Origin of the sequence: Hassallia byssoidea VB512170, assembly GCF_000817785.2 — a bacterium.
In the GTDB taxonomy this organism is placed as follows: Bacteria; Cyanobacteriota; Cyanobacteriia; order Cyanobacteriales; family Nostocaceae; genus Hassallia; species Hassallia carrinoi.
Genome location: NZ_JTCM02000064.1, coordinates 1 through 18,767, shown reverse-complemented (window position 1 = coordinate 18,767; position 18,767 = coordinate 1). Strand labels below are relative to the sequence as shown.

At 43.4% G+C, this 18,767-nt stretch carries 21 protein-coding genes; 14 read left to right on the top strand and 7 right to left on the bottom strand.

Annotation, left to right across the window (positions count from 1 at the left end; translation table 11 throughout):
• Nucleotides 1-67 precede the first annotated feature (67 nt).
• From PI95_RS22700 to PI95_RS22680, 5 genes are all read left to right on the top strand, one after another.
• Nucleotides 68-211: a hypothetical protein gene (locus PI95_RS22700; RefSeq protein WP_163519106.1), complete on the top strand. Its 144-nt coding sequence runs from the start codon at nt 68-70 to the stop codon at nt 209-211.
• A 72-nt stretch (nt 212-283) separates the two neighbouring features.
• Nucleotides 284-2,296: a GspE/PulE family protein gene (locus PI95_RS22695; protein ID WP_039743187.1), complete on the top strand. Its 2,013-nt coding sequence runs from the start codon at nt 284-286 to the stop codon at nt 2,294-2,296.
• Between the two features lie 109 nt (nt 2,297-2,405).
• Nucleotides 2,406-3,515, top strand: coding sequence for a type IV pilus twitching motility protein PilT (locus PI95_RS22690; protein ID WP_039743188.1), 1,110 nt, complete (start codon nt 2,406-2,408; stop codon nt 3,513-3,515).
• Between the two features lie 209 nt (nt 3,516-3,724).
• Nucleotides 3,725-4,945 carry a type II secretion system F family protein gene (locus tag PI95_RS22685; protein ID WP_039743190.1) on the top strand — a complete coding sequence of 407 codons (1,221 nt, stop codon included), beginning with the start codon at nt 3,725-3,727 and terminating at the stop codon, nt 4,943-4,945.
• Between the two features lie 186 nt (nt 4,946-5,131).
• Nucleotides 5,132-5,689 carry a hypothetical protein gene (locus PI95_RS22680; RefSeq protein WP_039743192.1) on the top strand — a complete coding sequence of 186 codons (558 nt, stop codon included), beginning with the start codon at nt 5,132-5,134 and terminating at the stop codon, nt 5,687-5,689.
• A 104-nt stretch (nt 5,690-5,793) separates the two neighbouring features.
• Here PI95_RS22680 and bioU read toward each other — a convergent pair whose 3' ends face one another.
• The gene (bioU, locus tag PI95_RS22675; protein ID WP_039743194.1) at nt 5,794-6,816 is read right to left on the bottom strand and encodes a (S)-8-amino-7-oxononanoate synthase BioU; all 1,023 of its coding nucleotides are present in this window, start codon (nt 6,814-6,816) and stop codon (nt 5,794-5,796) included.
• 236 nt (nt 6,817-7,052) lie between these two features.
• Between bioU and PI95_RS22670 the strand changes: the two genes are divergently transcribed.
• On the top strand, nt 7,053-7,898 hold the full coding sequence (locus tag PI95_RS22670) for an AraC family transcriptional regulator (RefSeq protein ID WP_039743197.1): 846 nt from the start codon (nt 7,053-7,055) through the stop codon (nt 7,896-7,898).
• A 46-nt stretch (nt 7,899-7,944) separates the two neighbouring features.
• Nucleotides 7,945-8,466 carry a DUF3291 domain-containing protein gene (locus tag PI95_RS22665; protein WP_052324880.1) on the top strand — a complete coding sequence of 174 codons (522 nt, stop codon included), beginning with the start codon at nt 7,945-7,947 and terminating at the stop codon, nt 8,464-8,466.
• Between the two features lie 102 nt (nt 8,467-8,568).
• On the opposite strand, the gene PI95_RS22660 is transcribed toward PI95_RS22665, so the two are convergent.
• From PI95_RS22660 to PI95_RS22650, 3 genes are all read right to left on the bottom strand, one after another.
• The gene (locus PI95_RS22660; protein WP_236117156.1) at nt 8,569-8,871 is read right to left on the bottom strand and encodes a DUF5615 family PIN-like protein; all 303 of its coding nucleotides are present in this window, start codon (nt 8,869-8,871) and stop codon (nt 8,569-8,571) included.
• A gap of 69 nt (nt 8,872-8,940) precedes the next feature.
• Nucleotides 8,941-9,273: a DUF433 domain-containing protein gene (locus PI95_RS22655; RefSeq protein ID WP_039743199.1), complete on the bottom strand. Its 333-nt coding sequence runs from the start codon at nt 9,271-9,273 to the stop codon at nt 8,941-8,943.
• 281 nt (nt 9,274-9,554) lie between these two features.
• Entirely contained in the window at nt 9,555-9,854 is a 300-nt protein-coding gene (locus tag PI95_RS22650) for a hypothetical protein (RefSeq protein WP_039743201.1), read from the bottom strand.
• A 136-nt stretch (nt 9,855-9,990) separates the two neighbouring features.
• Between PI95_RS22650 and PI95_RS22645 the strand changes: the two genes are divergently transcribed.
• From PI95_RS22645 to PI95_RS22620, 6 genes are all read left to right on the top strand, one after another.
• Nucleotides 9,991-10,554, top strand: a complete 564-nt coding sequence (locus PI95_RS22645; protein ID WP_039744054.1) for a Uma2 family endonuclease — start codon at nt 9,991-9,993, stop codon at nt 10,552-10,554.
• Between the two features lie 132 nt (nt 10,555-10,686).
• Nucleotides 10,687-10,947 (top strand): AbrB/MazE/SpoVT family DNA-binding domain-containing protein, encoded by a 261-nt coding sequence (locus PI95_RS22640; protein ID WP_039743203.1) that lies wholly within the window; start codon nt 10,687-10,689, stop codon nt 10,945-10,947.
• A complete protein-coding gene (locus tag PI95_RS22635) occupies nt 10,941-11,264 on the top strand; it encodes a type II toxin-antitoxin system PemK/MazF family toxin (RefSeq protein ID WP_201280567.1) in 324 nt (107 codons plus the stop codon). Before PI95_RS22640 ends, PI95_RS22635 begins: the two co-directional genes overlap by 7 nt.
• Nucleotides 11,265-11,812: 548 nt before the next feature.
• Entirely contained in the window at nt 11,813-12,025 is a 213-nt protein-coding gene (locus PI95_RS22630; protein WP_039743207.1) for a DUF2997 domain-containing protein, read from the top strand.
• 39 nt (nt 12,026-12,064) lie between these two features.
• A complete protein-coding gene (locus PI95_RS22625; RefSeq protein WP_039743209.1) occupies nt 12,065-12,451 on the top strand; it encodes a DUF1257 domain-containing protein in 387 nt (128 codons plus the stop codon).
• Nucleotides 12,451-12,906 (top strand): ferredoxin, encoded by a 456-nt coding sequence (locus PI95_RS22620; RefSeq protein WP_039743211.1) that lies wholly within the window; start codon nt 12,451-12,453, stop codon nt 12,904-12,906. The genes PI95_RS22625 and PI95_RS22620 overlap by 1 nt, the downstream gene beginning before the upstream one ends.
• A gap of 175 nt (nt 12,907-13,081) precedes the next feature.
• On the opposite strand, the gene PI95_RS22615 is transcribed toward PI95_RS22620, so the two are convergent.
• Nucleotides 13,082-14,752 (bottom strand): DUF4335 domain-containing protein, encoded by a 1,671-nt coding sequence (locus tag PI95_RS22615; RefSeq protein WP_039743213.1) that lies wholly within the window; start codon nt 14,750-14,752, stop codon nt 13,082-13,084.
• Nucleotides 14,753-14,854: 102 nt separating this feature from the next.
• On the bottom strand, nt 14,855-15,460 hold the full coding sequence (locus PI95_RS22610; RefSeq protein WP_039743215.1) for a DUF3038 domain-containing protein: 606 nt from the start codon (nt 15,458-15,460) through the stop codon (nt 14,855-14,857).
• A 370-nt stretch (nt 15,461-15,830) separates the two neighbouring features.
• Here PI95_RS22610 and PI95_RS22605 point away from each other — a divergent pair, with 370 nt between their 5' ends.
• Nucleotides 15,831-15,980, top strand: a complete 150-nt coding sequence (locus PI95_RS22605; RefSeq protein ID WP_163519108.1) for an alpha/beta hydrolase — start codon at nt 15,831-15,833, stop codon at nt 15,978-15,980.
• On the opposite strand, the gene PI95_RS22600 is transcribed toward PI95_RS22605, so the two are convergent.
• Nucleotides 15,958-18,453, bottom strand: a complete 2,496-nt coding sequence (locus PI95_RS22600; protein ID WP_444881580.1) for an endonuclease MutS2 — start codon at nt 18,451-18,453, stop codon at nt 15,958-15,960. The genes PI95_RS22605 and PI95_RS22600 overlap by 23 nt on opposite strands.
• Between the last annotated feature and the right edge of the window lie 314 nt (nt 18,454-18,767).

Sequence of the window (18,767 nt, the reverse complement as noted above, 5' to 3'; positions counted from 1 at the left end):
ATGGCGAGCGCCTTAGCCCAGACGCACCAATGGCGGCATTCCGAATGAAAAAGGTAGGGAATAGGGAATGGGGAATGGGGCAGGGGGCAGGGGGCAGGGGGCAGGGGGCAGGGGGCAGGGAGACAAGGGGGAGCAGGGGGACAATTACCAATTACCAATGCCCATTGCCCAATGCCCATTGCCCAATTCCCAATTCGCAAAAATTCAGTAAATAAGCATGAGAATTCTTTTTATCAGATTGGGAATACTTTAACCAGAGGTTTCCGCTACTCATTGCTCACTTATGACTTACTCGTCACAACAACGGCGCAGTACCGCTCTTACTACAAGAACTGAATTTTCGCCTTTCGGCAATAAACTTGTGCAATCTGGCTATGTTAATAGCGAACAGATGAGACAAGCGTTAATTGAAAGCCGCAAGTCTGGCGTACCCTTAACAGAAGTACTTGAGTCAATTTCTGGGCAACAACTATCACCTGAGTTGCTCAGACAGTATAAAAAACAGCAGTTATTTGAACTTAAAATACTATACGGTGTTGAGTTTATCGATCCGGAAGTTAGTCAAGTAGGCAGCACCACGGTAGGAAAGCTGATTGATACCCTGATTCCAGCGGATATCTGTCGTCGCCATCGCTTAGTGCCGCTGTCAAAACATGAAGACCAAAACCCGCCCTCGGTGTTAGTGGCGATGGTCGATCCGGATAATCTAGAGGCTTCGGATGATTTGAATCGCATTTTGCGTCCGCAAGGCTTGGCATTGCAGCGGATGGTGATTACCCAGGAGGACTACCAGCAACTAATCAATCAATATTTGGATGAACTAGCTGTTAAGCAAAAGCACCTGGAAAAACAAAAGTCTACAGACATTAATCAAGACTTAGAAAATCTGGGAAATCTCGACTTAGACGATGCCCCCGATGATATGGAAGCTGATTTGGGGGCAGCGATGAAGGGTGCAGAAGATGCACCAGTTATCAACTTAGTCAATAGAATTCTTGCCAAAGCTTTGCATGAGAAGGTTTCTGACATTCACGTTGAGCCGCAAGAAGAAAACTTACGCATTCGTTTTCGTAAGGATGGAGTGTTGAATCAGGCTTTTGACCCTCTGCCGAAAAAAATCATTCCTGCGGTGACGGCTCGGTTTAAAATTATCGCCAACTTAGATATTGCCGAACGGCGTTTACCTCAGGATGGACGCATTCGGCGGATGTTTGAAGGGCGCAAAGTTGACTTTCGGGTGAATACCTTACCCAGTCGCTACGGGGAAAAGGTCGTGTTGCGGATTTTGGATAACTCCTCTACACAACTGGGATTGGATAAGTTAATTGCCGATCCTGAAAGTTTGCAGATTGTCCACGAGATGGTTAGCCGTCCGTTTGGTCTGATTTTGGTAACAGGACCAACTGGTTCTGGTAAAACAACAACACTGTATTCAGCACTGGCAGAACGCAACACACCGGGAATTAATATCAGTACTGTAGAAGACCCGATTGAGTATAGCTTGGCGGGGATTACTCAGGTGCAGGTAATTCGGGAAAAAGGGCTAGATTTTGCCACCGCTTTGCGGGCATTTTTGCGGCAAGATCCGGATGTGTTGTTGGTGGGTGAAACGCGAGACAAAGAAACGGCAAAAACAGCAATAGAAGCTGCTTTGACCGGTCACTTAGTATTAACTACATTACATACGAATGATGCCCCAGGTGCGATCGCTCGTTTGGGAGAAATGGGCATCGAACCTTTCATGGTTTCTAGTTCCCTCATTGGCGTTTTAGCACAGCGTTTAGTACGGCGTGTCTGTGGTGATTGTCGCATTCCCTATACTCCCACGCCCGAAGAATTAGCCCGCTATGGTCTATCCGCTTCTCAAGATGTCGGTATAACTTTCTACAAAGCAAACTCTTTGACATCAGAGGAAATTCAACAAGCTAGTTCCAAAGGTCATATTTGCCCAACTTGTAACGGCAATGGCTACAAAGGACGTTGCGGTGTTTATGAAGTTATGCGAGTCACCGAAAAACTGCAAACCTTAATTAACGAAGAAGCACCAACAGAACGCATTAAGGAAGTTGCAGTAGAAGAGGGGATGAAAACTTTGCTGGCTTACAGCTTGGATTTAGTGCGTCAAGGACAAACCACTTTGGAAGAAGTCGAACGTGTAACTTTCACCGATACAGGTTTAGAAGCAGAGTTAAAAGCCAAACGCAAAAGTGGTCTTACCTGCCGAACTTGTAGCGCCGAATTAAAACCAGAGTGGTTAGATTGTCCTTATTGTATGACACCTCGTTTTGCCGATTAGTTAGTAGTTGTTTGTTAGTGGTTAGTGGTTAGTAGTTAACTATCAACTATCAACCAACAACTATCAACTATCAACTATCAACTATCAAATAACAAAAGGAAACAGAATTATGGAAATGATGATTGAAGACTTGATGGAGCGGATGATTGAAATGGGTGGCTCGGATTTACATTTATCCGCAGGTTTACCTCCCTACTTTCGCATCAGCGGCAAACTCACACCTATTGGTGATGAGGCATTAACAGGCGATCAGTGTCAAAGGCTGATTTTTAGTATGCTGAATAATACTCAGCGCAAAACTCTAGAACAAACATGGGAATTAGATTGTAGTTATGGAGTTAAAGGTTTAGCTCGCTTTCGTGTCAACGTTTATAAAGAGCGTGGTTCCTACGCTGCTTGTTTGCGGGCGTTAAGTTCTAAAATTCCTAACTTTGATAAATTAGGTCTGCCAAATGTGGTGCGGGAAATGTCAGAAAAACCTAGAGGATTGATTTTGGTGACAGGTCCCACGGGTTCAGGTAAAACCACTACCTTAGCGGCAATGATTGACTTGATTAACCGCACCAGAGCAGAACATATTTTAACCGTAGAAGATCCGATTGAATTTGTTTACGAACCGATTAAAAGCTTAGTTCACCAGCGACAACTTAATGAAGATACTAAAAGTTTTGCTAATGCTTTAAAAGCAGCGTTGCGAGAAGATCCGGATATTATTCTGGTGGGGGAAATGCGCGATTTGGAAACAATTTCTTTGGCAATTAGTGCGGCAGAAACAGGACACTTGGTATTTGGCACTTTGCATACCAGTTCAGCAGCACAAACTATTGACCGGATTGTTGACGTTTTTCCACATGAAAGACAAACTCAGGTACGGGTGCAATTATCTAACTCGCTAGTCGCTGTATTTAGCCAAACTTTGGTTCCCAGAAAAAATCCTAAACCAGGCGAGTTTGGTCGGGTGATGGCTCAAGAAATTATGATTGTTACTCCTGCTATTTCCAACTTGATTCGCGAGGGTAAAACGGCACAAATTTATTCAGCTATACAAACTGGCGGTAAGTTAGGTATGCAAACTCTAGAGAAGGTTTTAGCTGATATGTACAAAGCCGGAAGTATCTCTTTTGAAGCGGCAATGTCTAAGACTTCCAAGCCGGATGAAATTCAGCGCCTCATTGGTGGTGCCCCGCCACAAGCAGCAGGAGCTGTCAAAGCGCATTAATTTAACAATGGGTAATCGGGCATGGGGCATGGGGGAGGCAGTGCGTTGGACGGGTTTCCCGGCTTGAAGCACCTGCCGTCATGGGGCATCGGAAAAAGATTTGACTTTATTCTCAATAACCACGTTCCCAATTACCATTGCCCATTGCCCCATGCCCCATGCCCAATGCCCTCCTTTGTCCAATTCCCAATCCAAAATCTATATAATCCATGCCAAATTTTGTTGCTCGTGTTCGAGATTCTCAAGGAAAATCCCGAACAGAAAAAATTGTTGCGGAATCGGTAGCGCAAGCACGTACTACTCTCAGACAGCAGGGTTTTGTAGTTCAAGAACTTAAAGAAGCTCAAGGTTTCGGCAGCTTTGATTTGAGTAAATTACAGACAGCAATGGCTAAAGTTTCCGTTAAGGATAAAGCTGTCTTTTCTCGTCAATTTGCGGCTCTAATCAATGCGGGAGTAGCAATTGTCAGAAGTCTGGGGGTGCTGTCTGAGCAATGTACTAATCCTAAACTAAAACAATCGTTGATAGACATTAGCGCTGATGTCCAAAACGGTATGAATCTTTCTGACTCGATGCGGAAGCATCCTCAGTGCTTTGATGGTTTGTATGTCAGCATGGTTCAAGCGGGTGAAGTTGGCGGTGTTTTAGATGAAGTAATGAATCGTTTAGCTAAATTATTAGAAGATGTTGCCCGATTACAAAACCAAATTAAATCAGCATTGTCTTATCCAATGGTTGTAGGTTTTTTGGCTACTGCAATTTTTTTGGGAATGACGATTTTTCTGATACCAATTTTTGCGGGTATTTTTAAAGATATAGGCACTGAATTGCCTCCTCTAACGCAATTCTTGATGGATTGTAGTGAAATTTTGAGAAGTTGGCGAATTTTTCTTATATTTGGCGTTGTTATCGGTGTAACAATTGCCTACAAGCAGTACTACAAAACTGCTGTCGGTCGCCAAACTATCGATCGCCTTTCTCTGAAAATGCCGTTATTTGGTGACTTAATCCAAAAATCCGCAGTTGCCCGTTTTAGCCGGACTTTTGGTGCTTTGACTCGTTCAGGTGTACCAATTCTTACTTCTTTGGAAATTGTCCGCGACACCTCAGGAAATCAAGTAGTTGCTAATGCTATTGATGGAGCGCGTGCAGAAATTCAACAAGGAGGTATGATCAGCATTGCCTTGCAAAAAGAAAAAGTTTTTCCGCCTATGGCAATTCAAATGATTAGTATCGGCGAGGAAACTGGAGAATTAGATGGGATGTTGATGAAAGTTGCCGATTTTTATGAAGATGAAGTCGAGCAGGCAGTAAAAGCACTAACCAGCATTTTGGAACCAATTATGATTGTGGTTCTGGGGGGAATGGTTGGCACAATTTTGCTGGCGATGTATCTACCTCTGTTTAAGGTATTTGAAAAGCTGGGATAGATGATTAAAAGTTGGGAAAAGCGGTAGAGACGTTCGATCCAAAACGTCTGTACGGGAGTTAAGAGTTAAAAACTCTTTGTTTTAAGTTTTAACTTATAAATAATAAATTTTATTCTTAACTTCTCACTCCTCACTTTCGTACAGACGTTCCGCTGGAACGTCTCTACCTAAGTAATTTATTAAATTATGCTTGTGCAAAAATCTTATTACGAAACTAGCTTGGCTGAGTATAGCAATTCCTTGTCGGCGATCGCACTCCTCAAGCAGCATCGACCATACTTGGAAATGATTCCCAGTTTACGCCGTCCAGATGAAAGCGTTATCACTATTCCTCTACCAATTGTCCGTCTTCGCAACACCTCAGCAGAAAAAACGACTATTTGCCTACCTTGTGATGTGGCAATTTTAATGTGCGACCCGGAGTGGAAAATCAAAAGCGGTGTGGAAATTTTGGTTTTCATTCATCGTCCCCACGAAGATTTTTCTGAGTTCTTGGGACGCTGGCGACAAACTCAAGTTTGCCTAGATAAAGAATATCAGTGGCTCATGCCTCCCCGCTACAATCATATTTTGAATGAGGGAATAAATAGTATATATCCTTTGTTTGTGGTGTTTTCAGAGACACCAGAACGCATTAAGCGCGGTCTTGTCGGCGCATGTCTGCCATTTATAATTCAAACGCCAGAATCACTGCCGGAGGAAAATATGTTAGAAGTTTTCTCTCCAGAAAGTCCATCAACTTAGAACAAGTTAGGAGTTAAAAGTGAGGAGTCAGGAGTTAAAAATTCCTAACTCCTAACTTTGCGCCTCCCGTAGAGACGTTCCGACAAAACGTCTCTACCTAACTATTACTTAACAAACTGGGGCATAATTTCCGCAGCGGTGAATATTCCATAAATGCCGCGTTTGTGCAATTGCATACCAGCTTTGAGATAGCCAAAGGCTGGTCCACAGACATTCGCTGCCATGCTGGTTTCGTCGCCTAAGATGAAGGTATGGGTGGAAATTTTACCTTCAAAGGTGCGACCGGTGATTTTCACGTTGGTGCTGAGGGGCTTTTTGGGATTGCGGGTATCGACTATGCCACCAACTGTAACGCGATCGCGTTCCACTATCCCTGCCAATTCCAACATCACATCATCGGCATGTTCCATATTCTCTAACGTCAGCACGCCATTGGTTTTATCCAGCAATGCTTCTACTTCCGCATCTGTCATTGCTCTGGCAGTTTCTACACTATAACCTGGCATATGAGCAATATCTTCGCGGATCGTGGCGCGGTAAGCTTCCCAGTTAGCAATTCCCACGCCAAAGGTAATTTCAACTTTATGTATTTCCGCGTAGCTTTGCGCGGCTAAAGCGGCAGCAGCAGTTAACAATCCTGGTGTTGCACCACACCCTGTCATGTAAGTAATTCCCGCAGCTTGCAATTCCTCTTTCATCGCTAGTAGTTGTTCTACCGCGCTGGTGCGCTTGATTGCATCGACTAGCACCCCACGCCAACCTGATTTAATAAACTCCTGCGCTACAGAAGCAATAAAGTTATTCGGTAGATTTGGTAAAGCGAGAAAATACCCATCTACAGAATCAGCGCTTTCGATTAATTCCTGAATACTGCGATTTGTTAAAGTACCAGTTGGTTCCAAATAACCCACCGAACCTTGAGAGTTATAAGTTGTAATACAATTTTGAGCATTTAAACCCTCATTGGTGTAAGCGTAGCCTTCTTTGTCTGCTGCTGCGACTAAAATCATTTCTCGTTTACCAGCGAGTACTTTAGCGGCAGCTTGTCCTAAACCGCCAAAACCCAGCACTCCCACACGTATCGCCGGCGAAATATTTAGAGAACTTTTGACTTGTTCTGGATTCATAGTCAATTAGTTAAGTTGAATTAAAAGCCTTGAGCAGTCATCATCTCAGCTTTTGGCTGATGGCTGATAGCTTTTAGCTATAGATGTTAATTATGCTTTATTATCCTGGGTTCTTTCGCTTCCAGATGCGTTTTGTAACGATAAAGTCATCGCGCACCTAATCCAGCAGCTTTTTCGGGCGTTCTTCCATAGAATAATATCCAGAAACGAAAACTGCTTCAATCTGTTCTATTGACATGGATTATTCGACTCATGAGGGTACAAAATTTTGGTCAGTTCCAGAGTTCGATAACCTAGAATTGTTTCGGGCAAAAGCGATCTATCACACCTATACTCGTCATTTTCACCCAACCTATTCAATAGGTCTTATCGAGTCTGGGGTGGGCGGTAACTTTTATCGAGGTTCTACCTACTTGGCAAAGCCAAGCAGCATCGTTTTTATGAATCCAGAGGAAGTTCACACAGGTTACTCTGCCAATGATCTGCCACTCACTTATCGTATGCTGTATCCGAGTGTCAATCTCATCCAACAACTGGGTGGAGAGATGCAAGCGTATGAATTTCCTTATTTTAAGGAAGCAGTTGTTGAAGATGAGAGTTTAGCAAGAATTATCTATTATCTTCATGTTGCGCTTGAACAAACGCACGATCGCTTAGAAAAAGAATCTTTACTAATAGAAGTTTTATCAACGAGCCTTACCCGTTATACTGATATCAAAATTCGACCTGTCCACCTTTGCAAACAACAACGTGTTGTTAGGTTGATTAAAGAGTATCTACACGATAATTTCAGATCCAATATCTCATTGGAACAACTGGTAGAACTAACAAACCTGAACCGTTTCTACTTGATTCGTGTGTTTCGTAAAGCTGTAGGAATGCCACCATTAACTTACCTAAACCAGATCCGTGTGGAAAAAGCGAAGCAATTTCTAGCCCAAGGTAATTCAGTTGTTGATGTTGCTTACGCCGTTGGTATGTCAGACCAAAGTCACCTCACTCGTCACTTCAAGCGAATTATGGGAATCACACCAGGTCGCTACCGCAGTATGTCAATATCGTCCAAGACAAATCAGTTTTAGTTCTTGGATACTTCAGGTCATGGTTTCTAAAGCAAGACTGAAAACTATGACCCTAGAAAAAGCTAATTTATTGCAGCAAGAAGGATATTACCTTGCACAAATCAATGTAGCCCTGATGAAGGCTTCTTTAGAAGAGCCGATTATGGTTGAGTTTGCTACTGCACTTAGCAAGGTAAATGCGGTTGCAGATCAAAGTCCGGGCTTTATTTGGCGATTACAAACTTCTTCTGGCAATGCTACTGATATTCGCACGTACCCCGATCCAAGAATGCTCGTTAATTTATCTGTATGGCAGAGTGTGGAATATCTAAAAGCATACGTTTACCAAAGTTTGCATGGTGAGTTTTTTACCCGCCGTCGTCAATGGTTTAAGAAATATCAAGGAGAGCATTTCGCTATGTGGTGGATTCCTGTTGGTTGTCTACCAACCGTAGAAGAGGGCAAAGCAAAGCTGGAGTATCTTGGGTTACATGGGGACTCGCCTGAATCTTTCACCTTTGCCAAGCCTTACCCACAACCAACCCAGCGGCATAAAACCTCATTAGAGCGGACGGAAGAAAGCCTCTAGTATAGATGGGCAGAAACGCGATCGCACTAACCGATAGTGCGATCGCATATCTCCTATTTTTGACCACCAAAGCACAACCCAACACTATCTACCATCTTCACTTCATAACCTCATTCCCAAAATTGGCAAATTAATAATTTGGTCTTGATATTCTTCTTCAAAAGAAGCTTCAGAAACTAAAATCAATTCTTCAATTGTCTCACCAATACCCATATCAGGGTTTAGTATAAAAATACCCGGTACATGATGACCTGTATTTATGTGGTCAACTAAATGTACAGGCATAGAGGTACGATTATTTGTTACCAATACAAAATTATGTGCTTCACACCATATAAGAATTTCCGGGTCTAAAGTTCCCTTTAAAGGTGTATCAGGTTCTCCTATTGCACGAATTACGCGCATCAGGTTTTCTTCGTCGTAATTGATTTATATAAACTGGATTTACATTTTCATCCATTAAATACTTAAGCATTACTCGCCTTTTTTCATCGCTTCTCTTTCTGCTTTGAATTGCATTAATTTCTGTACAACAGGTGAAGGGTTGCGTCGCTGTTCTTCTCGCATTCTGTGTCCCCACTCTAACCAGTCAGCAATATAATTACTCACCGCTTCTTTGTTGTGGAGGTAATACAAAATCGTCGCATAGACTTGTTCGAGGGTAAGCGATGTATAAATTTGTGCGATTTCTTCTGGAGTGCGAGCGCGATAAATATACTCGTAAAGGATAGTTTCAATACCTATGCGTGTACCATTAAGCCGAATATCATTCGCTGCAAGAAAGTTGAAGTATTCTTCTAGTTGCATCACTTAATCCTCTTTTTATTTATCCTAAGCGATCGCACTTCCTAACATATTTTTGGCAATTGCTTTGCACAACCCAACACGATCAACCATTTTTACTTATAAGGATCTACTAACAATAGATGGGCAGGTAGCTTGCGATCGCACCTGGAAAGTAAATTGGGTTTTGAATTTTGTTTCGCTACGCGATCGCATCATAGATATAGAGTCCATAGCGATCGCCTACAATCAGTTTAAAAGACCATCAGGTGTTTACGCATCAACGCACGGCGTTTCGCTTCTCATCAAAGAGAGAAACCAAGTACATCAATACCCACAGTTCTTGACACCATAACAGCAATAAGCACGCCAAGACCTAGTGCCCTACGAAAATAATTAACGCCTTGAAATAATTCTAGCCACGCCCAAGTAAACAATGAGCCAAAAGCAAGTACATCTAACCCTGTATTAATTTCGCCTGTTGGAAAAACTAGTTTGAGCAAACTAGCTGTTACCCAGAGAATAATTGGTAGATTTGGCGTCTGGGCTATAACAATATTGCCATCGCTGTCACGGAAGATTTTATCAAATAAAGTATTGTTCATCACTATCAATTGCAACAATCAGCTAAAACTATTAACTTACAAAAACTACTGTATTGCATTAAAACACTCAGGTCTTTCTCTTTTCATGCATCGTTGTGCTGAGATTAGAAATAAAATAGGAAGAGGCAAGCCCAAAATGGTACAAGGTGTAACCAAAAATCTGACATTGGCAGAATTTCTACAATTACCAGAAACGAAACCTGCCAGTGAGTATCTTGATGGTCAAATTATCCAAAAACCCATGCCACAGGGGAAACACAGTACGATTCAAGGTGAACTTGTACCCACTATTAATGCTGTAGTCAAGCTTTATCGCGTAGCTCGTGCGTTTCCTGAGTTGCGTTGCACTTTTGGTGGTCGTTCAACTGTACCCGATATCGCCGTTTTTGTTTGGAACAGAATTCCGCGTGACAAAAATGGAGAAGTTGCTAACACGTTCTCTATTGCTCCAGATTGGACTATTGAAATTTTGTCACCTGACCAAAGTCAGACAAAAGTGACGAAAAATATTCTTCATTGCTTGAAATATGAGACTGAAATGGGATGGTTGATCGATCCACTGGAGCGAACTGTGTTTGTTTATCGTCCGAACCAACAAATTGAAGTGTTTGATGAGCCAGATGCATTAATTCCCGTGCCAAGTTTTGCGAGTGAAGTTCAGCTGACAGTGGGAAATTTATTTGCTTGGCTTTTGGAGTAGCGATCGCATATACACATAGAACATAAGCGCGATCGCGCTATTCTTGCTCTAGCTTATCTTTTCGCTGCACTTGAGAATTTCTCAATCTGTGTCTACAATGTAATTACCATCTTTTCACTCAAAGAGCTAAACATGGGCGCAGCTGTTAGAACCCGAATTGTGAGAATCGGCAATTCTCAAGGTGTTCGTATTCCCAAACCCTTATTAGAACAAAGTGGTATTCACACAGAGGTGGAAATTGAGGTTCATGGCGATCGCTTAATTATTCGCGCAGCACCACAATTACGGGTTGGGTGGGATGAAGCTTTTGCAGCAATGGCAGAGCGAGATGATGATGTTCTGCTAGATGATATTAATACAACAGACTGGGATCGGGTCGAGTGGGAATGGTAGTTAAGCGTTTTGATGTTTTCCTAGTTAATCTCGATCCCACTATTGGCAGTGAAATTCAGAAAACGCGCCCCTGTGTAATTATTTCCCCAGACGAGATGAACCGCCATATTGCTACCGTGATTGTTGCTCTAATGACTACAAAGGGGCAGATATATCCTACACGCATAGCTTGTCAGTTTCAAGGCAAAGATGGGCAGATTGTTCTCGATCAAATTCGCACAGTGGATAAAGTTCGATTGGTCAAACTACTTGGTCAAATTAGTGACCATGAGCAAAGAGTAGTTCTCGATATCTTGGCTGAGATGTTTGCCGAGTGAACTACTTAACATCAAGAGTGCGTTAGCGTACCCTACGGGAACCGCAGGAAAGCTTACCGTTAGGTATCGCTCTACAAAAATATAATATATACTTCTTTGGTTATATAACTAAAGATAGAAATTAATGCGATTATATCTTTGCTGTTGGATTAAATCACCCAGAACCCAACTCACACAACTATTGCTGAGAATTGGGCGAAGTCATAATAATGATAACTTTTGTCAACACTTTTAGTCATTTCCTAACATGCGCTGCTGGTTATATGCTCCCTAATGCTCGTTTTTACAGCTTTTGAGACTATATAACACCGCTTAATTTCCACCTTGACTAATTTAGAAGGTTAAGGGAAACTTACATATGACAGATGTGTAGACTTATAAAATCAATAATTTTTGTAAAGATTCTGAGATATATATTTTGAGAGATGGAACATTAGTTAACAAAGTGGCAAGTTTGTATCAAGCGTGAAAATGTTCCTATGGCTATATTTTAGCCATAAGAAAACAACAGTACCGTCCAAAAGTAAAGAACGTGGTTTGCCAAAAGCATGGAGACACTAGAATTCATCATTTATCCAGATGGTCGGGTACAAGAGAAAGTCACTGGCATTGTTGGTGCTTCTTGTGCGGAAGTTACGGCAGCAATAGAGGCACAGCTAGGGCTAGTACTTAGTCATGAACCAACTTCAGAATTCTTCACCGCTCAGGTGCAGCAACAATCTGGTGTGGTAAATACGCAAACCACTTTCAGCGAATGGTAAGTTTTTCAACAAATTTAGTTTCATCAAATCACAACCACCATGTCACACTTTAGCCAAATTAAGACGCAAATTCGTAATCTTGACTCATTGAAAGAAGCTCTCACTGACTTGGATATAAATTGGAAACCCGGTACACGCGAAGTGCGCGGTTATCGCGGTCAAACTCATGCAGCCGAAGTTACCATTGAACAAGACAATGGCTATGACATTGGCTTTAAATGGAATGGCTTAGAATACGAATTGGTTTCTGACTTGCAATATTGGCAGCAAAACTTGTCTGTTGATGGCTTTTTGCGCCAAGTAACGCAGCGTTATGCATATCACACGGTTGTGAAAGAAAGTACTCGTGCTGGCTTTCAAGTCGCTGAACAACAAAAAAATAAAGATGGTTCTATTCGCTTAGTAGTACAGCGCTGGAGTGCGTAATGTCTGATTTTCTACCGCAGGAAGAACAAGAAGAACGCTCCGGTTTAGAACCAGAATTAGGCGGTTTTTTGCGGGATGAGCCGGAACGCTCTGGTTTAGAGCCGGAATTGGGGGGAATGCTGCGTCAAAAGGGTGTTTATGTAGATGAAATCACCTGTATTGGCTGTTTGCATTGTGCCCATGTTGCTCGTAACACTTTTTATATTGAACCAGATTACGGGCGATCGCGTGTAATTCGCCAAGAAGGGGACGCGGAAGAAGTAATTCAAGAAGCAATTGACACTTGTCCGGTTGATTGCATCCACTGGGTAGATTACACTGAATTGAAAAAGTTAGAAGAAGAGCGCAAATATCAGGTAATTCCTGTGGTAGGTTATCCGGTGGAAGAAGCGGTTGTCGCTGCTGCACGGCGCCGTCAAAAGCGAAAATTAACCCCTAAAAAATCCCGTTATTGAAATATAAAATTTCAATTTAAATTATAGAGGGCTGTTTCTACAGTCCTTTTGTTTTTTATACTATTTTTTCCTTCGGTAAAGACGCACATTGGGGTTATTTTAAATATATAAAGCGATGTAGTAAGCGCTGAAGCGCTTCAGCGCTTACTACGATAGAAGATATATTTTTGCTTAATCACTCTGACTCCGGAAATGTCTGCACTTTGCCATCAGGACTGAGAACGGCTCGAATTCTCACATTTTGTCCATTTCTATTGGGCGAGACAAAAGGTTGCCCAATTCCTGGCATTCCGGCGCTGTCAACGTAATCTCTAGCGGCTTTTCCGAGAGGCAAAATTCTTTCAACTTTGCCGTCAACACCGATTACTAAACTGTACTCAAGCGTTTGCTTTAATCCTGTGGGTGGCTGCCAGCGCTTTTTCAAAAAGTCTCTCGCTTCTGCCACCTGGGGTGTGTCAAACAATGTGCCTGTTGCTACCTCTGGAGAAGTGTTGCGCCCTTGCCTCAATCTCTGTACTAAGGAATTATCATTAGTTCCCAAGGGATCTGTAGGTGAGGAAGCTGAGGTACGGGTGTTACCGAGCTGGTCATTGGGTATGGTGGGAAGAGGAGGAGCTGCGGAGATACCGGAGGATATATCACCCGTGGCGGGAGGTAAATTTGATGGTAAATTTGCTGTACTTGGCAAAGCAATTTGATTCTTAGGAATTGAACTTGTACGGCTAGTTTGTTGATTTGTGGGAATCGCAAACGGATCTGGTAATTTGCTGGTTGCTGTTTTCCCTGAAGACCGAGAAAGAGTTGGTGCAGTTGTCCCAGGTATAGTTAAAGCACTGCCGCTTGATGGTAATGGCGCTGTCGAAAAAGTCGATCCCGGCGCTGTTTGGGGTACGGAGGGTAAAGAACCTGGGGCAGTTTTGGCATCGGCTGGCAGTTGAGGCGTTGCGGGAAGTATCGAACCGGGTACTGGCGTTGGCAGAAGTGCAGAACCGGGTGCTGGGGGTCTAGGCAGCGTAGAACCTGGTACTGCTGGGGTAGTTCCTAGCGGTGGCACTAACAAATTATCTGGGGTGGTGAGTCCAGGTTGGGGTGTTGGCAAAAGTGCTGAGGGTGAAGGTTGCAGGGCTACTTCTTGTGTAGAAGCTGTTTTTTTAGCTGTCTGCTGCTTTTGCCTGATATTGTTAGCATATTGCCAAGTAAATGGTGCTAAACCCAAAGCTACTAATACCACGGCGGCAGCAGGTGTCCAACTAGGCAAGCTAAAAGTTGAACTGCTTGTTGTATTAAGAGTAGGTAACGCCATTACCTCAGCTGAATATTCATCTAAAGCGGTTGCCAAATCGAACAGTTGCAACAGACTAAGTTGAATTACGCCTCCAGATATCTGGTTAGCGAGGGAACCGAGAAACAAGTTGTGAATTAAATAACTGCTTGGTTCTAAGTGTATGTCTTCTTGTGGTATCTGGAAATTGTTAAATGATTTGGAAGATTTTAAAGTTTGTTCTGGCAGTACTTGATTAAAGCCTTTTAATTCTGGGTGTTCTGATACTTTAGTAGAGTCATTTGGTTCGGAGAAACTTGCCCAAAAGCTTTCTGGAGACTTTTGCAGAAATTCCTGCACGTAGTTTGTCACTGCACTATACAAGGCTTCAAGTTGATCGCGATCGCCTTTGATTGATATTCTCCGTTCTTCTGGCAGTCGCGGATCGTCAAAGCGAAGCTCAAAGTTTAACTGCTTTAGCACAGATTTCCCCATCCAACCGGACAAAGATGAGCTTTGTGCCAAAACTTCTAGCGTACAGGTGGGAGGTGTGTATCGGCGGATTACAGGGTTTGATACAGGCATGACAGAAAGTGCGAGGGAAACAACTATGGATTTTAGATTTTGGATTTTGGATTTTAGATTTGGGATATGTGGATGCGTGATTAGTAACCTAAAATCTCAAATCTAAAATTGTGTGGAACGATCTATAAGTGCTAGCCAGAGACGGCGATGTCCACCAGGACTACTGTAAAATAGTAAATCTACCAGTAGTTTCAATGCTAGGTGGGTAAGTGCATCTGTGGAAATTTGCTCATCCGACTCCATCCGCTCTTGATAGGTGTTGCAGAAAGCATCAATATAATCTCCTAATAAAGCAGCTTGATGGGGTTCGCGCTCTTGTTCCGCCATTTGTTCTAATAACCCTACAGCACGGCGAATCAATTCTTGATCCTCTTTTGCAAGGTAACAAATGATGAGAACTAGCGATCGCGCTTCTTCTACATCTAGTTTTTTTCGCCCTCCAGTACCTTTACGTAGAGGATTCGATTGCCGCAGTCGCCACAACGCCACACGATCTGGCACTTTTGATTCTAAATTCAGAAGAATTGCCGCCGAGAGCATTGCTTCAGAACCAATACCAGTTAAAGTTTCTAGCGCCAAAAGTGCTAAGTCTAATTGGGTTTTGATATTATCCCACTGAACTGTGTTTGGAGCCGAAAGCTGGGTTAAGTCTTCCCATTGGGAATTTGGATTGGCTGAGTTGGCTGCCGAGTGCATAACTTTTAGCATAAGTGATCGGGCGGGTTTGGGCTGTTGCTGTTACCCATTTTGAAACCAGACTCGCAATAATTAAGGTTGGTTTCCCATAGCTACAAGCCGCAAGTTAGCTGAAAAACATCGCTCTTCCCAGCTATGAAGCTGCTTTTATAAGTTAGGTCAACAGCAGATGTATTTGTCTTACTTTATGACGAAAGTCTCTCTTGAACAAAGTATAAATATTAGGAACTTGAATCTACTTTGGTAATGCCCCCAGTCACGAAAGCGCTCGATTGGGTTAACTGATACTTAAGTACATAGTATAAGTCAGGAGGTGGGCATTGGGAATTGGGAATTGGGAATTGGGAATTGGTAATTGGGAATTGGTAATGGGGAATTGGTAATGGCTAATTGGGAATTGGGAATTGGGAATACGTTCTTCCCCATCACCCATTACCCATTACCCATTGCCCATTACCCATTCCCCATTACCCATTCCCCATTCCCCATTCCCCATTCCCCATTCCCCATTACTCAATGTAAGCAACTGTAACGCCAGATCCGCCATCTGCTTGTTCTGCGGCTTCAAAACGGGTAACTCGCTTGTGCTGGTGCAAAAAGGCGTGAACACCTTGCCGCAGCTTACCAGTGCCGTGTCCGTGAATAATCCAGATAGGTCCGGTTGCTTCAGAAATTGCTTTGTCTAAAATCAATTCGCTATCCGCTACACGTTTTCCGCGTAAATCTACGGTATTTTGAGATGTGCGAATTGCTGGGGCGCTTTGGGGTGGTGGTGTTACCTTAGCGGGTTTGCTGGCAACAGGAGCGATCGCTTCCGGTTTTTTCCCATCCAAAGATTCCACATCTTCCAGCTTTACCGTCATTTTCATGATGCCAAAGCGCACGCTTAACTCACCATCATCATCAGGTACAGTTAAAACTTCTGCTGTTTGCCCTAACTTCGGGATGCGAATGCGATCGCCTACTTTCGGCATAAACCCAGCTTTTGGTTTTTCCTGTTGTGCTGCTTGATACTTTTGACTAATTTGATTTAAAGCGTTTGTCGCTTCTTGAGCATCTTGAGCTGTGGGCGTACCTTTCTGCAAGCGGCGAATTATAGAAGCGATTTCACCTTTAGCGCTGGCGATCGCTTGTTGTACGGCTACTTCCTGCGAAGCCCGCAAAGAGCGCTCTCTCTCCTGTAAATTTGCGGATTTTTCGGATACTTCTTTGTATAAACGCTCTGCTTGCTGCAACAGATTTTGGGCTTCCGCAGCTTTAGTTTCCTGACGGCGGCGTTGCGCTTCTAAACCAGCAATCACCTGGTTTACTTCGTCTGATGCTTCTCCTACTTGGCTTTTCGCCTGGAGGACAACTTCTGGTTTCAACCCCAAACGCAGGGCGATCGCCAAAGCATTAGAACGTCCAGGAATTCCCCAAAGCAAGCGATACGTAGGCGAAAGAGTACTTTCGTCAAATTCTACAGAAGCATTTTCAAACCGCTCATCCTCGTACTTTAGTGCTTTTAGTTCACCAAAGTGAGTTGTAGCCATAGTTAATTGAGCGTTGTCAGCCAGATAGCGCAATAAAGCGATCGCTAAAGCACTACCCTCAGCCGGATCGGTTCCCGCACCCACTTCATCTAGCAAGACTAGGGAGTGGGGAGTGGGGAGTGGGGAGGAGCCAGTGCGTTGGACGGGTTCCCCGGCTTGAAGCACCTGGCGTTGGGGAGTGGGAGGGGATAGGGGGGATGAAGAAGCAAATTCCTCCTTGTCCTCCTTGTCCTCCTTGTCCTCCTTGTCCCCCTTGTCCCCCTGTCCCCCTGTCCCCCTCTCCCCCTCTCCCAAAGCCTCTAAAATCCGACTTATTCGGCGGATGTGACCGGAAAATGTGGATAAACTTTGCTGTAGCGATTGTTCATCGCCAATATCTGCTAGTACCTTCTCAAACCAAGGTATTTCTACAGGTTCGCGGGCGGGGACAAATAAACCCACCTTCGCCATCAATGCTGCTAAACCGAGGGTTTTCAAGCTGACAGTTTTACCGCCGGTGTTTGGTCCTGTGATCGTCACCACGCGAATTTGCGGTTGAATCAGTAAATCCACGGGAATGACTGCTGAACCTTGTTCGTGTTGATGCTGCCATTCTAAAAGCGGATGACGTAACTGCCGTAAGGTAATAGTTTCATTTTCTTCGCGCTGGATAAATCGGGGGGGATTTGCTCCTAACCAGAAACTATAACGCGCTCTAGCACTTGCTAAATCCAAAGTTGTGACAATTGCGAGCAATCGTTCCAAATCTGGCTTGACTGCTGCCACTTGCTGTGTTAAGATGCGGCGAATCGCTTCTTCTTCAGCTTGTTCTTTTTTAGTTGTTTGTCGCAGTTGATTGCCCCAAGGGACAATCGAATGAGGTTCTATATAAAGCGTTGCGCCGCTGGTAGAGGTATCGTGAACAATGCCGGGAATCGCGTCTTTTTGGGGCGCTTTCACGGGGATGACGTAGCGATCGCCTCTTTGGGTAATTATTTGTTCTTGAACTGCGCCATATTTAACTTGTAAAATATTTTGCAGTTTTTGAGTGATTTGGCTGCGTAATTTACGCAAATCGTTGCGAATATCATTGAGTTTTTGGCTAGCGCGATCGGCTACTTGTGCGCGATCGTCAATACAACGGTGAATTTCTTGCTCTAGTTCTGGATAAGTCCGTAAATCGGCAATCAACTGATTCAGTATGGGTAAATCAGGTTGGTTGTCAATTACACGACGTAAATTTCTGGTTCCCGCAAGAGTAGTAGCGATCGCCAAAAGTTCCTCACCAGTTAAAACACCTTGAATTTCTGCCCGTTCAAGGGAATCACCAATATCTTGAATTCCCTCAAAAGACAGTCCCGTGGTGAGACGATTTTCTAATTCGTATACTTCCTTGGTTTGCTTAACCAAGTATTCACTTTCCGCTCTCGAGTCAGGAATTGGCAGATGACGTGAGGCTCGCGCCCCTAGTTTAGTTGCCGCAAATGTGCTCATATGCTGGCAGAGGCGGTGCCATTCTAGTAGTTCTAAAGTTTCAGACTGGATCAAGGCTTCAACATCTAATCTGAAATTATCGTAACAATACTACGAGCAGACAGCTTCATCTTCAAGGGTGAAATTTCCGCCCGTATTACTTATAGCATTCCCTAATCACATAAGAAATACATGTAGTGGCGTGGCTTGGCTAAATGTGTGCATTATCGGTGCTTGCCCGAATTCAATAAACGACTGCCCAAATTCAATAAACGACTGCCCAAATTCAATAAACGACTGCCCAAATTCAATAAACGACTGCCCAAATTCAATAA

Coding starts and splice junctions, on each gene's coding strand:
- PI95_RS22650 (WP_039743201.1), bottom strand. CDS start 9,854: ATGAACAATACTTTATTTGATAAAATCTTCCGTGACAGCGATGGCAAT.
- bioU (WP_039743194.1), bottom strand. CDS start 6,816: ATGAATCCAGAACAAGTCAAAAGTTCTCTAAATATTTCGCCGGCGATA.
- PI95_RS22685 (WP_039743190.1), top strand. CDS start 3,725: ATGCCAAATTTTGTTGCTCGTGTTCGAGATTCTCAAGGAAAATCCCGA.
- PI95_RS22660 (WP_236117156.1), bottom strand. CDS start 8,871: ATGCGCGTAATTCGTGCAATAGGAGAACCTGATACACCTTTAAAGGGA.
- PI95_RS22695 (WP_039743187.1), top strand. CDS start 284: ATGACTTACTCGTCACAACAACGGCGCAGTACCGCTCTTACTACAAGA.
- PI95_RS22630 (WP_039743207.1), top strand. CDS start 11,813: ATGGAGACACTAGAATTCATCATTTATCCAGATGGTCGGGTACAAGAG.
- PI95_RS22655 (WP_039743199.1), bottom strand. CDS start 9,273: ATGCAACTAGAAGAATACTTCAACTTTCTTGCAGCGAATGATATTCGG.
- PI95_RS22615 (WP_039743213.1), bottom strand. CDS start 14,752: ATGCCTGTATCAAACCCTGTAATCCGCCGATACACACCTCCCACCTGT.
- PI95_RS22680 (WP_039743192.1), top strand. CDS start 5,132: ATGCTTGTGCAAAAATCTTATTACGAAACTAGCTTGGCTGAGTATAGC.
- PI95_RS22700 (WP_163519106.1), top strand. CDS start 68: ATGGGGAATGGGGCAGGGGGCAGGGGGCAGGGGGCAGGGGGCAGGGGG.
- PI95_RS22635 (WP_201280567.1), top strand. CDS start 10,941: ATGGTAGTTAAGCGTTTTGATGTTTTCCTAGTTAATCTCGATCCCACT.
- PI95_RS22640 (WP_039743203.1), top strand. CDS start 10,687: ATGGGCGCAGCTGTTAGAACCCGAATTGTGAGAATCGGCAATTCTCAA.
- PI95_RS22625 (WP_039743209.1), top strand. CDS start 12,065: ATGTCACACTTTAGCCAAATTAAGACGCAAATTCGTAATCTTGACTCA.
- PI95_RS22600 (WP_444881580.1), bottom strand. CDS start 18,453: ATGAGCACATTTGCGGCAACTAAACTAGGGGCGCGAGCCTCACGTCAT.
- PI95_RS22690 (WP_039743188.1), top strand. CDS start 2,406: ATGGAAATGATGATTGAAGACTTGATGGAGCGGATGATTGAAATGGGT.
- PI95_RS22605 (WP_163519108.1), top strand. CDS start 15,831: ATGGCTAATTGGGAATTGGGAATTGGGAATACGTTCTTCCCCATCACC.
- PI95_RS22665 (WP_052324880.1), top strand. CDS start 7,945: ATGACCCTAGAAAAAGCTAATTTATTGCAGCAAGAAGGATATTACCTT.
- PI95_RS22645 (WP_039744054.1), top strand. CDS start 9,991: ATGGTACAAGGTGTAACCAAAAATCTGACATTGGCAGAATTTCTACAA.
- PI95_RS22620 (WP_039743211.1), top strand. CDS start 12,451: ATGTCTGATTTTCTACCGCAGGAAGAACAAGAAGAACGCTCCGGTTTA.
- PI95_RS22670 (WP_039743197.1), top strand. CDS start 7,053: ATGGATTATTCGACTCATGAGGGTACAAAATTTTGGTCAGTTCCAGAG.
- PI95_RS22610 (WP_039743215.1), bottom strand. CDS start 15,460: ATGCTAAAAGTTATGCACTCGGCAGCCAACTCAGCCAATCCAAATTCC.